Annotated in this window: 10 protein-coding genes; 1 reads left to right on the top strand and 9 read right to left on the bottom strand. The window is 43.3% G+C overall.

From position 1 onward, the window contains the following. Positions 1-151 precede the first annotated feature (151 nt). Positions 152-655: a DTW domain-containing protein gene (locus tag AC19MX_RS01245; protein WP_432401416.1), complete on the top strand. Its 504-nt coding sequence runs from the start codon at positions 152-154 to the stop codon at positions 653-655. Here AC19MX_RS01245 and AC19MX_RS01240 read toward each other — a convergent pair. From AC19MX_RS01240 to AC19MX_RS01200, 9 genes are all read right to left on the bottom strand, one after another. Next, entirely contained in the window at positions 642-1,382 is a 741-nt protein-coding gene (locus AC19MX_RS01240) for a DUF6445 family protein (RefSeq protein WP_432401414.1), read from the bottom strand. The genes AC19MX_RS01245 and AC19MX_RS01240 overlap by 14 nt on opposite strands. Before the next feature lie 2 nt (positions 1,383-1,384). After that, on the bottom strand, positions 1,385-2,899 hold the full coding sequence (locus AC19MX_RS01235; protein WP_432401412.1) for a tryptophan halogenase family protein: 1,515 nt from the start codon (positions 2,897-2,899) through the stop codon (positions 1,385-1,387). A gap of 44 nt (positions 2,900-2,943) precedes the next feature. Beyond that, complete coding sequence (locus AC19MX_RS01230) at positions 2,944-3,903, bottom strand: cupin-like domain-containing protein (protein ID WP_432401550.1); 960 nt, start codon at positions 3,901-3,903, stop codon at positions 2,944-2,946. Positions 3,904-3,975: 72 nt separating this feature from the next. Beyond that, the gene (locus AC19MX_RS01225) at positions 3,976-4,698 is read right to left on the bottom strand and encodes a SapC family protein (protein WP_432401410.1); all 723 of its coding nucleotides are present in this window, start codon (positions 4,696-4,698) and stop codon (positions 3,976-3,978) included. An 81-nt stretch (positions 4,699-4,779) separates the two neighbouring features. Beyond that, positions 4,780-6,381 carry a tryptophan halogenase family protein gene (locus AC19MX_RS01220; RefSeq protein ID WP_432401408.1) on the bottom strand — a complete coding sequence of 534 codons (1,602 nt, stop codon included), beginning with the start codon at positions 6,379-6,381 and terminating at the stop codon, positions 4,780-4,782. A gap of 310 nt (positions 6,382-6,691) precedes the next feature. Further along, positions 6,692-9,598 carry a TonB-dependent receptor gene (locus AC19MX_RS01215; protein WP_432401406.1) on the bottom strand — a complete coding sequence of 969 codons (2,907 nt, stop codon included), beginning with the start codon at positions 9,596-9,598 and terminating at the stop codon, positions 6,692-6,694. Positions 9,599-10,362: 764 nt separating this feature from the next. Next, the gene (locus tag AC19MX_RS01210; protein ID WP_432401404.1) at positions 10,363-11,364 is read right to left on the bottom strand and encodes a LacI family DNA-binding transcriptional regulator; all 1,002 of its coding nucleotides are present in this window, start codon (positions 11,362-11,364) and stop codon (positions 10,363-10,365) included. A 66-nt stretch (positions 11,365-11,430) separates the two neighbouring features. Beyond that, positions 11,431-12,759: a glycoside-pentoside-hexuronide (GPH):cation symporter gene (locus AC19MX_RS01205; RefSeq protein ID WP_432401402.1), complete on the bottom strand. Its 1,329-nt coding sequence runs from the start codon at positions 12,757-12,759 to the stop codon at positions 11,431-11,433. 88 nt (positions 12,760-12,847) lie between these two features. Further along, positions 12,848-14,179, bottom strand: a complete 1,332-nt coding sequence (locus AC19MX_RS01200) for a GH1 family beta-glucosidase (protein ID WP_432401400.1) — start codon at positions 14,177-14,179, stop codon at positions 12,848-12,850. Positions 14,180-14,226 lie beyond the last annotated feature (47 nt).

Here is a 14,226-nt window from a genome sequence, read left to right as displayed (position 1 = left end):
GATGGCGATTATAGCGTAAATGGGTCATAAAAATGCCATTAGGATGGTGCTAAAAAGTATCAATTGTGTAATTCATTATGTCTAATAGCGCCTTTCAAAATGTGTTACATTGCTTGATTATTCATGCGTATAGCACTTTTTAAGGATTGTTGTGCAGTTCATCTTATTAACCCACTCAAGAGAGTTGCTTCGTGCCAATAACACAGGCCAATTAGTGCTGCAAGTGTTAGGCGAGCGTGCTCGTGTGATTGAGTGGCATCGTAAGCTGCCTGATGCGGCATTACTAGCGGCCATTGAGGGAGGATGTGTGGGCTTAGTGTTTCCAACCGATGATGATTCGGCACAATTAAATTTAGACGCTACAGCGAGTGTCAATATCACCGCTAATGACTCCGCTCAATCCTTCGAGTATTTGCTGTTGCTTGATGCCACCTGGCAAGAAGCCCGTAAAATGTATAATCAAAGCCCATATCTTAAAAGCGTAGTTAAAGTGGGATTACAGCCAACACATGCCTCTATTTATCCGTTAAGGCGAAATCAGCTTGAGGGCGGGTTATGCACCGCAGAATGCGTGGCGTTATTGCTTGAAAAAGCGGGAGAGGCTGGGTTAGCGCAACAACTGACTGAATGCTTAAAAGGGTTTATTGAGCGCTAGTTGACTGAAAATCGATAAATAGATTAGCGGTAAGGCGACCGGTTTTCGGGTTAGCATCGATGTCTTTATCTGGATTGACTAGGGTTGAATGCAGTAAGTTACCGGGGTAAATCACCACACGATTTGGCCGATATTCTACCTGGTGATACAAGCTGTAATGCTCATTACTGGCAACACAATAACGCGGACTTGATTGGGTTATTTGATCAACAAAAGGCTGTGCTTGGCTAAAGTATGAGTCAATATTGTCGTTATTAATCCGTTCGAAACCGCTGGTGTTGTGCTTAAAAAATCCGGTGTCGCCATGGGGACCGTCATTAAGATAATGCAAAATGGCAAAGTAATACGGATTAGGTGTATCAAAGTGGGGCAAACATTGCAGTGGTATTAGGTCTTTTTCCTGGGTATCGATTAACGAAAACACCCCTTGTTGTGGCTTTAAGCGCCGAGTTGTTGGAATACGATACACATCGTAAATAAGCTGAAATACCGCATCAAGCACATCGATAATATATTGTCTTGGCAGTGCCGTCCGCTGCCCAGGATAAAACGAGCTTTTATCCTGGTTAAATTGACTGTCATTAATTGCGATATCAATTAACTCAGAGATATCACCTGCAAAATTATCAAGCACAATAACCGGCGTTTGTTGTTGGCCAATCAACTGCACCTGAGGTGAAATGTGATTGACCTGTACTATAGGCTGAGTGGCTGATTGCGACGACATCGTTAGCTTACCCTTGCATCATCTTTGACTTGCATTGCCGTTGACATGCAATAGTGTTGTACAAAGTCGTGATGCGCGGGCAGGGTATCTACTTTGCGTTTAACCGTGGCTTTAATGTTATTTAAAAAGCTTTGCAACTCAGCGGGTTCCATTAAATCGACAATCGGATGATACTCTTTAGGTATCAAACCTTGCCCCATCATGACCTGGATCCACGAGCTTTCGCCAAACAGCTCATTACCGTATTTATAGACTTTGCCAGATTGACTAAACATATCAATACGATGCTGCAATGAGGCGGGAATTGGCATGTTTTTACAGTAACGCCAAAAACGGCTGTCTTCACGGTCGGTGACTTTATAATGCAAAATAATAAAGTCGCGAATATTGTCCATTTCAATTTTGGTTTGTTGGTTAAATTCATCGACGTCAGCTTGAATGACGCCATGCGCCGGAAACAGTTGCAGTAAACGCACGATACTGCGCTGGATCATATGAATACTGGTGGATTCTAGAGGCTCTAAAAAGCCTGCTGATAAGCCAATTGCAACACAGTTTTTGTTCCAATGTTGGCGACGCGTGCCAGTTTTGAATTTAATCACTCGCGGTTGATTTATTGGTTGCCCTTCAATGTTATTGAGCAGTAACGCGGTGGCGTCGGCATCAGACATAAATTTACTGCAAAACACTAAACCATTGCCGGTACGGGTTTGTAGCGGAATGCGCCATTGCCAACCTGACTCACGGGCAATCGAGCGAGTATAAGGAATAGGCTGTTGCACGGCTTCGGTTTGAACCGCTATTGCACTGTCGCAAGGTAGCCAATGGCTCCAATCTTCAAAGCCGGTATTTAACGTTTGTTCAATCAGTAAGGCTTTAAAACCGGTGCAGTCGATAAATAAATCACCTTCAATGATGTCGCCACTTTCAAGCTGTAACGCTTTAATATTGCCTGAATCATCATGCTGCAATACATCAGCAATTTTACCTTCGATGCGTGTCATACCATGTTGCTCGGCAAATTTGCGTAAGAATTTGGCGTATAAACTGGCGTCCATATGATAAGCGTGGTTGTAATCTTGATTGGGTAATACCGCAAAGCGTCCCTGACGAGCGGCTAAATGCTCAGTGCAATAATCGCCGATTTCACTGACCATATTTTGCTGCTTGCCTTTAAGCCAAAAATGCTGAAAACCACAAGCCCAGCAGTCTTTGCCTAAAAATCCAAACGAGTGCAAATAATCTTTATTCACGTCATGCCAGTTTTCGAATTGGATCCCCAGTTTAAACGTGGCATTGGTGGCGGCCATGACATCTTGCTCTTTTAAACCCAATAATCGATGGAAAATGTGTAACGTAGGGATGGTGGCTTCGCCAACACCGACAGTGCCAATGTCGTCTGATTCAACTAATACAATATCTAGGTTTTTGCCCATGAGCTTGCTAAACGCGGCTGCGGCCATCCAACCTGCAGTGCCACCGCCAGCAATGACGACTTTTTTGATTGATTTATTCATCTTGGGCATCCTGTTTAATATCTTAGTTTTTGCTGTAGTCAGCATTATCGTTTTAATTTATTGATTAAATCTGCGCGTAACTTACGGGCATTTAAGTCATCTAACGGTTTAGTTAGCATGCCTTTAGCGTTATCTGGGATATAACTGTCGTCTACATCATCATGTTCAAAGATGTAATGGTCGAACATAGCTTTCCACGCTAGGCGCTGCGCCTTTGGCAAGGACCGTAGGCTTAACATGCTGTGCTGTAATGCGTTATTAGGGCGACCTAAGTAACCCGGCGTATCACGCCACCAGTGAGTAATGAGTACATTGATATCGTCAATGCCGCGTACATGGTGCCACCACATACTGGGAATAAATAATACATCTCCGGGCGTTAATTCAGCGGTTAACGCCGCATCTAACGCCTGTTGAAATTTGGGGAAACGCTCAAAATCTGGGTTATCAAAGTCCACCATGCTGATATCCTGCCCGCCAGGAGCAAACTCCATTGGGCCAACATACAGGTTACTGATTTGATCTGGTGGAAACAGGGTGAAAGTGCGCTTACCCACTACGTTGCAGGCAAGATTTAGCGGAAAGTCAAAATGGGCCGCCACTTTAGTTTTGTTACCTAGCCAAATACTGGTCAGTGGATTGATAGGCTGTAAATTAAGGCTGTTTTGTTCACCAAGCCCTGGCAGGCATTGATGAATATCAGTAGAACCCATGTAAATGCCGGCAGGATTTTCGCTGGCATTTTCTTGTTGTAAGCGTGCTAACAGTTGATTGAAATCAAGCCGGCCAGCCTGGTAATTAAAGCCATCAAGCTGCTGATTATAAAACACTCGGCCTAGTTGCTCTGGTGCTAAGTGATAGGCGGTAACGGCATAACCTTGATAAAACTGGCGCAGGTAATCTAACGCCTTGTCGGCCGATTCAAGCCCTGCCTGCACTAAAGGCCAATGACGACACAACCCTTTAAATACCATGGGTTTGTCGGCTTTTTCTATGTGCGTCATGACTTGCGCTAACGTCCAATCGCTGACGCAGTCGACGGCTGTTAATGTGTCATTGGACATCTGCGCGGTTCCTTAGCCTTGAGCATTTTTAAGGTTAAGCAAATCACGGACTGTGCTCTGTGATGCTAGCGCCATATAAATGGCTTGCAAGTAACCTTGTTGATGCAAGGTGGCTAACGTGTCGGCGGGGAGTGTGGCTAAGGTGTTTTCGTTAATGGTGTAAAAACCAATCATTTGATGTTTTTGGCCGTTGTCGAGTTCGATGTCTAAGGTAAATGACTCGAGTAACTCATGCTCAATTAACACGTTAATGAAACGCTGGCTGTCGATAAGTCCGTGATGAATGATTTCCAACATTTCGCCGACTTCATCTAATAACGGAGTGTTACCGCCATAAGGTAAAAACAGCGCTTCGCCCTCAGTTTGGCTGACTCTCGGATGATCTAAATCTACATGAATCACCCGTTGTTGACGCTCTAAGCCATCTTCACGTACGGTTTGTTGGCCGATTAAAAAAGGTTGGCGGCGCACACTGAGCGGCACATAAGCGGCATTCCAGCCAGATTCTGTTAAAAACAGATTTTCATTTTGTGCAAACCCAAATAAGGCTACCGAATAAAATTGACCTGTAGCGACATCTTTGTGAAAGAAAATAGGGTAGTGAGCCTGAATGCTGCGAAACTCTTGCGGGAATGTCACGGTATACCAAAGGTTGTCACCTAATGCGGCAGAACGGCTGGTGTTCACCTTTAAGTCTTTATGATCGATGCTGTTAAGTAGTACATGTTGGCTCATGTTAAATCCTATTTTATTCGTTCAAATACAGTATATTGTTATGATTTTTGTACGTGATGTCATTTATGTCAATCAATCTCATTAAAGCTTAGGAAAACCATATTGAGCCACTTTATCTAGTAGTGCCCGGTTACTCGGTAAGCTTTTGCTTAATGCTTGAGTGCGTTGTTGATTATCGGTAAACAGTCGTTGTGCAAGCTGTTGCATAGACGGTTTTACATGGCTTGGTAACTGAGTTTGAAAGCCCATACCATAGAGCACATATTGAAAACTGGCGGCTGGGAAGAGCGCCTCTTTATAGCTAATATCATGTTGGCTTGGCGCCTGGTAACGCCATAATTCCAGTTGTGCTTGTAAACGTTCGGGTATTGAGCTGCTGTCACGATGATCGCGCCAATAGGCATCAGTTTCACGCTGGCTAATGACATAATGCAGCTTTAAAAAGTCGATGATTTGTTGCCAATGCTGCTGATAACGTAAGTTGACTCGTTCTGCAATCGTGTCCATCACCTGGCGGTTGGGCGGTAATTGCTGTGCTATTGTGGTAGCAGTCCATTCAATTAACGCAAGAGCTGAGGCTTCTAACGGTTCGATAAATCCAGCGGCCATTCCAATGGCAATACAATTTTTTTGCCAACATTTAGCATGATAACCCGGGCTAATATTGAGCTTTCGCGGCTCAAGTTTTGAGGCGAGTTCATTACTGGTGCCGTTGGCTGTTAAGTAATCACGTAGCACTTGCTCAGCTTGGCTGTCATTACAGTGGCTTGATGAATACACATAACCGACCCCTTTACGGGTAGGTAAACCAATGTCCCAAATCCAACCATTTGGCTGTGCAGTTGAGTGAGTACAAGAGGCAATCGCGGTTGTAGTGTCTTCATAAGGCACTTGCATCGCTAAGGCGCTGTCATTAAATAATACGGATTTTTGGCATAAAAATGGGACTTGTAAATGCTCGCCCAATAGCAATGATTTAACGCCAGTACAGTCGATAAATAATTGGCCACTAATTTCACCATGCTCTTTGGTTATCAGTTTATCAATATCGCCTTGGTCATTATTTATAATCTGGCAGACATGATCGCGAATATGTTTTACACCCAGCTTTTGGGTGCAATGTTCGCTTAACAGCTGGCTGAATTTGCCTGCATTGAGGTGATAACCGTAATTATTTTGAAAATGATATTGCGCTGATGAGATGGTTTTTGGCGCTAAACCGAGCTGTGATAATACTTCCTGGCTACTGACGGCCTGCGCAAAGCTCACTTGCTCTGAGTGAGGTAACCAAAATGGGCATAAATCGAGTTCTTGATGTCCATGTGGCAGGCTAAAAGGGTGCAAGTAGCTGTTTGTTTGTGTCGATTGTGTTGATTGTGCTGTGGCGGTATCTGTGCGCCAATTGATAAAACGAGAGCCTTGTTTAAAGCTGGCATCACAACAACGAATAAAGTCATTTTCATCAATGCCTATTTTGCTCAAGGTTGAGCGCATTGAAGGCCAGGTACCTTCACCTACACCAATGGTGGCTACATCGGGCGATTCAATTAAGGTGATGTTGAGCTTAGGAGAGTTAGCCAATACGCCCTTGTCGACATTATGCTCAGCCGCCAGTAATCCTGCGGTGATCCAACCGGCGGTGCCGCCACCAACAATGACTATTTGGGTGATTGGTTTTTGCATTATCTCTACCTACGCTTTGGGCGTTATTGTTATTTTAACGATTCTATGATGTTTTATTCGCATCAGAAACATCATAAGTAGAATTTTGTAAAATGTAAGCTTTTTCAATTATTTGTTTTAATTGGGCTGGGTGCTAATTTCAATATAAAAACGAGCAAATCCCTAATAAAAATAGTAACGTCCTTGTTACTCAATATCTTGCAATAAAAAGAGGTGACAAAGTTTGTGCACCTCAACGACCTAAATAGAGCCTTGATGTATTCCGTTCAAACTGAGGTAAGACGGGATAAAACATCAAGTGGGTTATCACTTAGAAAGTGTAACGAGCACCAATGCTATAGCGCGCGCCCGTTTCGGTTAGATTTAACACTTGCTCGTCAGCCAGTCCGTGTACACGAACATACTCTTCAGTAATGTTAAGTCCTTCGAAAAACACGGTTAAGCCTTCAACTTGCTCGATGTCATAACTGACTGACAAATCAATTTGCGAGTAAGCTTCAGTGTACTGAGGGAATAAACCAGTACCTTGACTCGTTGAACTTAAGAACTCGTCACGCCAGTTGTAAGCCACACGAGCCTGGAAGCCATAGTTTTCGTACACTAATACAGCGTTGGCGGTATCACTGATACCGACTAGCGCTAAATCACTGTTAACTAATGTGTAGTTTGCTATCACACCCACTCCGCTTTCGCCGAAGAAGTGCTGCGCTGCAAATTCCCAACCGTCAATGACTGAGTTTTCTGAACTGTTCAATGGAGTGTTGATATTAAAGTTTAACAACTCATCATTGTTGGCAGCACTGCCGCTAATGATTTGGTTGGTTGCATCTACTGCAGCATTATCAGCAAAGTTTGCGAAAATATAATCGCGTACTGCACCCGCTTCCGTTGTGCCTGTTGCAGCAACAGCCGCTTTGTATAAATCGCCCGATGCTGGGTTGTAAATACCATTAGTGGTTGCAACTGGATCAACACTGATAAAGTTTTGTGTGTCTTTACGGAAATATCCCACAGAGACGTAGCTTGATGGCGCGTAATACCACTCTGCCGAGAAGTCGATGTTTTCAGATTCTAGCGGTAATAATGTTGGGTTACCCGCTGAACCACCACCGTTAGTCCGGTTAGCCAGTGTGGCTAATACTGTGCCGCCCTGAATGTCTGTGTAGCTAGGACGACCAATGGTTTCACTGTATGCAGCGCGGAGCATGACATCTTCTACCACTTCAATATTGAAGTTAAAGCTTGGCAGTACATAGTCATAATCACCGGTTTTAGTTTCAAAGACTTGCTCACCAGTAGGTGATAACGCAATCTCTGTTTCGGCAATCCAATCCGCACCATCATAACCGGCAACTGCAGCGGTTGAGGTGACATCAGTTTGTTCATAACGCAGTCCGAAATGCACGTCATACGGCATACCAGAAATTTCATCTTCGTAGTTGTACTGTACGTAAATCGCTTGTGATTCTTCTTCAGTATAACGATCTGTTTCAGCTGCATAGTTAGTTGACGGGCAGAAGCCATTTCCACAATCACCACTAACAGAAGAGGCATAATTTGCTGCTGCGTAATCACGTACTGAGGCAAAATCCCACATGAATATAGTATTTAGGATATCGAAGTTACCATCAGCAAGTGAGAAATCACCGCCATTGGCATCAAATTTATCTTGAATGGTATCAGCAGGGAACCAGGCATCATCTAAATCACCAGCAGAACCTACGCCACCCCAATCGTTACGTTGCACGTTAACGCTTTGAGAGTGGTTGTTGACGTTTGTTAACGCAATACCAAAATCAATGCTGCCCGCATCTTCAAGGTAGTATTCGCCGTCAAATTGATACTGGTCAATTTCAGACTTGTTACGTGAGTTGGTAAATACTGAACCGGTTACCATCATATCTGCCGCGGTTACAGCGTTACCGCCGCCCACTGCAAGTACCGGTAAGTCACCGCTAAAGTCGGTTGCAGCACTAGTACGGATAAACGCTGCTGTACTTAAATTGTTGCTTGAACCGTAAAGGTTGTTGGGTTTGTTTTCTGCCACTGAGTTGTGCGCATCAAAGGTTAGCTTTAGGTTATCTGTTGCTTGCCACTCGATGTTGAAGCCTAATGAACCACTTTCGTTACGTACGCCATAATCGCCGGCGGCCATTGATAAGTCAGCGGGTGAGTCGTAGGTTTCTGAATAAATAAGCGGTGATGCATAAGGACCATCAGACCATACGTTTTCAGATGGAACAAAGTTAAACCATGCTGATACGTCATTTGATTGAGTGTCGATATCGTTGCGCATGTAGGTGTAATCTAAAGTCGCGGTAACGGTGTCGATAGGGCTGTATTGCAGAACTAGCTGGCCGTTTGTACGAGTACGTTGCTGTTCTTCAAAACGATACACAGTAGTTTGTGGCACTGAATAGAAATCATCATCGCCAGGACGGTTAACCTGGGTGTTGTCGTTGGCTACGCCGCCCCATTCACTGGCATTAGTTGCGGTACCTGGGAATGTGCGCCAGCCGGTACCGACTTGTGCTTGTTGGTTACCGCTTTCACGATCTTGGTAGCTTGCAGACAATGAAATACCAAAGGTGTCATCGGCAAAGGTATTTGAATATAAGCCAGATACCTCAGGTGTCACTGAACCGTTATCAGTTGATTTGTCATCAACGGCTTTAACGCCAACAGTCGCTTTAAGACCTGGCGAGTTCAATGGCTTATGAGTCAAAATATTGATAGTTGAGCCGATACCACCGGTAGAATCTGATGCTTGGCTGGTTTTATGGACTTCTACACCGCTGATACTTTCAGATGCGATGTTAGCAAAGTCAAATGAGCGAGTGCCAGTAGTGACTGGCATTTGACGACCATTGAGGGTGATCAAGTTGTAGTCAGGGCCAAAACCACGCACAGACACTTTACTGCCTTCGCCGTTAGAGCGGTCAATCGATACACCGGTAATACGTTGTAGCGACTCTGCTAGGTTAGTGTCTGGAAATTTACCAATATCTTCAGCAGAAATAGAATCTACAACGCCACTTGAAGAACGCTTCACATCCATTGATTTAATTAAACTGCCACGAATACCAGTAACCGAAATGACTTCGATATTTTCTTCGCTGACTTCATCTGCAGCATGAGCTGGTAGGATACTGCTCATACCAAGTACAAGCGATAAACTGGTCGCAAGCTTGGTTTTGTTAAATGTTCTTGTTTTCATCTAGGAAATCCCCATTGACTAGATTTATTTCTTTCAATATTGCGAGTTGGGCGCAAATCGTTTTTTGTAATTCTCCATCGGCGCTGCAATCATTATTTATAAATTGTTGTCATATAAAACAGCTAATGTAAGCGCTTACATAAAACTAGTGTAAATTGTGACCTTAGTCAACAAAAACAAGTTTAAATTATTACATTTCGTTAACCATCGTGCTAGGGAATTGTGTTCATTCAATTTAACTTATTGTTTATATTTATTTTATTTTTCAACCGGTTTTTTAGGTAAAAATGTAAGCGCTTTCTTTTGTTGATGGAAATGTTACCAGTTTTAGTGCTGATTAATCTGATAAATAGCCATTGGTAGCATCATCAGAATAACCTTTTTGGCTATAATACCAATTCTATTAATTATGTGACCAATCAGAGCCACTCAGATTGTTCAGTTTGAGGCGCATTGTTGAAATAATGGTTATTCCCTTTTAAGGCAATGCAACAAAGAAATGAACGGTCTGAGTGTCTCCTGTAAGGCGGGTTTCTGTGTCCTCCATGCTGCTTAATAGCATTTTGACGTAGAACAACTATGCCTACAATTCTATTACTTGCCTAGAAGACACAGAACTCCCGCTGAATGACCAGATAATTAATGGAATTGGTATAATCAAATGAATTTGTGAAAAGTGATGCTCAAGAAAATAAAAAACCAGCAAATGCTGGTTTTAGATATTTAGATCATAGTGATCGCGATTTTTACGCTAGCGATGCAGGTTAATCAATTGCTTTGGTGGAGGTGCGAATAAATAACTCCGGTAAGAATGAGCTTTCAACCACGGTTTCTTTGTCATTATAGACATTTTGCAATACCCACCTTGCGGCCATTTTACCCATTTCGTGAATAGGGTTGCTGACTGTGGATAGCTTAGGCGAAATGTATTGAGGGAATGGAATATTATCGTAACCGATAAATGAGATGTCTTCAGGCACACGCAATCCCTGTTCTAAGCAAACCGATATCGCCCCAGATGCCATCTGATCGTTTGCGCATACAACAGCGGTAATGGGTTTGTTTAGCGACAACAAATGTTCCATAGCCTCGCTGCCGCCGGCTTCTTTAAAATCGCTTTCAATGCAGAGACTGTCATCAAAATCAATGTTGTATTGCTTAAGCGCGCGTTGATGACCTTTTAAACGATCTCTTACGTCGAGCTTAAACAGCGGGCCTGAAATATAAGCAATGTCTTTATGGCCAAGTGACAAAATATGATTGGTCGCCATAAAGCCACCTTGTTCATTTTCAAGATAAACGCAGCGCTCTTTAATGGAGTCAATATAGCGGTTAATAAACACGATGGGCGTTGAACCTTTACTCAGTTCAATGAGGTATTCGTCCGACACGGCTTCAATGTCTAAAATCAGTGCATCACAGCCGCGACTCATTAAAAACTCAACACTGTCTTTTTCTTGCGCTTCATCGCTGTGGCCTGCGGCGATAATCACGTGTTTGTTGGCGCTACGAAGCACGGTTTCAATTTCGGTCATCATCGGACCGTAAAATGGACCGTCGAGTTGCGATACCAACACGCCAACGCTATTGGAACAATTAGACGCTAAAGACTGGGCAATCGTATTGGGACGATAGCCTAAGCTTTGCATTGCATCTAATACTTTCTGTTTGGTTTTGTCACTGACTTTGGTGTTGTTGTTCATCACTCGCGACACTGTCGCCAGAGAAACACCTGCCATTACAGATACATCGTAAATCGTTGCCATATCGTCATTTCACGTTAAAGAATTCAAATTAGCCTTGGAGCATAGTGCGCCAAGACTAACATGCTTTTATTTTACTTCTCTATTTAATTCTAAATGGATTTCATCAACTCTTTTATTGTCTAACACATACCAGCGCATCACTAAGGCGACCAAAATTGAGCCAATGGCAGGGAAAAGCGTGAATGATATTAAAATACCTTGTTGCGTTGCTTCAGTTTGAACGGTATCGGCTTGATAGCCATAACCGGCAAGCAACCAGCCTGCAGCAGCACCACCAATGGCGACACCCAGTTTGATGAAAAATATCACCGAAGAATAAATCATCCCGGTAATGCGCACGCCGTTTTTGTATTGGCCATAATCGACAACGTCGGCCATTTTTGCCCACAATAATGGGGTTGCCATGTTGAAGGTAAAGCCCCAAATAATAAACATGCCGAAAGCGAGCACGACTTGATCGCTAGGGACAAAGTAACTCACGATACACATGGCTGCAGCAAGGAGTTGTAAGGTGATATAAGCTTTGACCTTACAAAAACGTTTCGCCAAAGGCTCTGCCAAAATACAGCCAAAGATGTTACCAACCATACCTAAGGTGATAAATAAGGTGATTGAATCTGGCATGTTGAGGTAATATTTAACGTAATAAATAGCCAAGCTAGTGCGCAATACCATGCCTGATAATAAACACACGGAAGCAACCGCAAGCACGCGCCATTGATCATTTTTGAGCATGTCGCCAAAGTCTTTCTTAAAACTCGATTGCTGATCGATGGGTGGGTGAAGACGCTCTTTAGTGCCCCAAAAACACACTAAAAACATCGCCACGCCTAAAATGCTCATGGCGGTAATGGTTAGCTGGTAACCTTTAGCTTGGTCTCCTTCCCCTAAAAATTCGACCAGGGGTAAGGTTAAACCAGACACCAGTAAGCCGCCCAACATAGCAAATACAAAACGGTATGACTGCACCGATACGCGCTCTTTAGGATCGGCCGTTAATACGCCGCCTAATGCACAGTAAGGAATGTTAATCGCGGTGTAGACCATCATTAATGCCGTATAAGTTACAAAGGCATAAATCATTTTGCCGTCTTCAGTTAAATCAGGGGTGGTGAATGCCAGCACACTGATAAAGCCAAAGGGCAGGGCAAACCACAATAGATACGGCCTGAATTTACCCCAACGGGTATTGGTTCTATCGGCGAGTGCGCCCATGAGTGGGTCGGTTACCGCATCGATTAAACGCACGGCTAAAAACATCGTGCCGACAAATGCAGGTGAAATACCGAAAATATCGGTATAGAAAAAGGTTAAAAACAGCATCACCGTTTGGAAGACGATGTTACTTGCTGTGTCCCCAAGTCCGTAAGCGATTTTCTCTTTAATACTGATCATACGTGCCTCAATAATTGTTGTTATATTTTTAATATGATGCGTTGAATAAAATAAAGCCGTTCATAGGAACGGCTTAAACAGTCGGAGGTTATTTTCTGTTAGCTAATAAGTCTTTATAGGCATGCGCACTCGACTTTAGCGTACGCTTTTGGGTGTCATAATCAACATAGACAATGCCAAAACGTTTTAAATAACCTTCGGCCCATTCAAAGTTATCCATGAGGCTCCAGGCAAAGTAACCCACAATATTAACACCTTGTTCGATGGCGTTATTCACAGCATTTAAGTGGGCATCATAATAAGCGAGTCTGTCTTGATCATCCACCTTACCGTCAATCAATTTATCGTCCATGGCGGCGCCATTTTCGGTAATGTACATCGGCGGTAATGGATAAAGTGCATGCAAAGAGACTAATAAATCAGTGAATGATTGTGGGTAAATTTCCCAACCAATATCGGTTTTAGGATTATCAACCATATCAATTTGGCTAAAGCCTGTTACTGCATCTGCTTTGTAGACGGCGCGGGTATAAAAGTTAATGCCTAAAAAGTCGATAGGCTGCGCAATAATATCAAAGTCGCCTTGTTCGATTATTGGCATATCCTCAGGGGCAAAATCGTTAATAATCTCTGGATAGCAGCGATCAAACAATGGTTTGATGTACCACTGATTAAAATACTGGTCGGCTTTACTGGCTGCTTGTACATCTTCGGCAGACTCTGTGGCACTGTAACAAGGGGTAAAATTAAGTACGATGCCGTTTTCAGTGTTTGGACTGTTTTTTTGCAATACTTTCATGGCCAAACCATGGGCTAACAATAAATGATGCGCCGATTGACGACCATAAGATTTTTTGGCTAACCCAGGTGCATGTACGCCAATTTCATAACCTAGATACGAACTGCAAAAAGGCTCATTGAATGTCGCATAAGAATATACTCGGTCGCCAAATGCTTGAGTGATTTTGTCGGCATAGTCTGCAAATAGGTAAGCTGTTTCACGGTTTAACCAGCCGCCATTGTCTTCAATGTGTTGTGGTAAATCCCAGTGGTATAAGGTCACAAACGGTTTAATGCCGCGACGATTTAACTCGTCTAACAAATCAGTATAAAACTGCACACCTTGAGCATTTAAACTGCCATCTTTGTGCAGTACACGTGGCCATGAAATAGACAGACGATAAGCGTCTACGCCTAATGACTCAATCAAATCAATATCTTCACGCCACAGCTTTACGTGCTCGCAAGCTTGCTCGCCATTTGAACCATCACGTACTTTGCCTGGCGTGGCGCAAAAAGTGTCCCAAATACAGGCTAAACGTGACTCTGCTGCACCTTCGATTTGAAACGAAGCTGTCGCTACACCATAGGTGAATGCTGTTGACTGCATCTTCGAGTTGGTTGGTAACATTATTTTCATATAATTATTCACTTCGCATTAATTGAGTTTGAGTCTTTATCATTGAA

Source organism: Shewanella sp. MF05956, from assembly GCF_059758055.1.
Note: the sequence above shows the minus strand (reverse complement) of the source record. Positions and strands in the feature narration are given on the sequence as shown.

Excerpts from the sequence above, each read along its gene's own strand:
- AC19MX_RS01240 (WP_432401414.1), bottom strand. The coding sequence starts at position 1,382 with ATGTCGTCGCAATCAGCCACTCAGCCTATAGTACAGGTCAATCACATT.
- AC19MX_RS01235 (WP_432401412.1), bottom strand. The coding sequence starts at position 2,899 with ATGAATAAATCAATCAAAAAAGTCGTCATTGCTGGCGGTGGCACTGCA.
- AC19MX_RS01230 (WP_432401550.1), bottom strand. The coding sequence starts at position 3,903 with ATGACGCACATAGAAAAAGCCGACAAACCCATGGTATTTAAAGGGTTG.
- AC19MX_RS01225 (WP_432401410.1), bottom strand. The coding sequence starts at position 4,698 with ATGAGCCAACATGTACTACTTAACAGCATCGATCATAAAGACTTAAAG.
- AC19MX_RS01220 (WP_432401408.1), bottom strand. The coding sequence starts at position 6,381 with ATGCAAAAACCAATCACCCAAATAGTCATTGTTGGTGGCGGCACCGCC.
- AC19MX_RS01215 (WP_432401406.1), bottom strand. The coding sequence starts at position 9,598 with ATGAAAACAAGAACATTTAACAAAACCAAGCTTGCGACCAGTTTATCG.
- AC19MX_RS01210 (WP_432401404.1), bottom strand. The coding sequence starts at position 11,364 with ATGGCAACGATTTACGATGTATCTGTAATGGCAGGTGTTTCTCTGGCG.
- AC19MX_RS01205 (WP_432401402.1), bottom strand. The coding sequence starts at position 12,759 with ATGATCAGTATTAAAGAGAAAATCGCTTACGGACTTGGGGACACAGCA.
- AC19MX_RS01200 (WP_432401400.1), bottom strand. The coding sequence starts at position 14,179 with ATGAAAATAATGTTACCAACCAACTCGAAGATGCAGTCAACAGCATTC.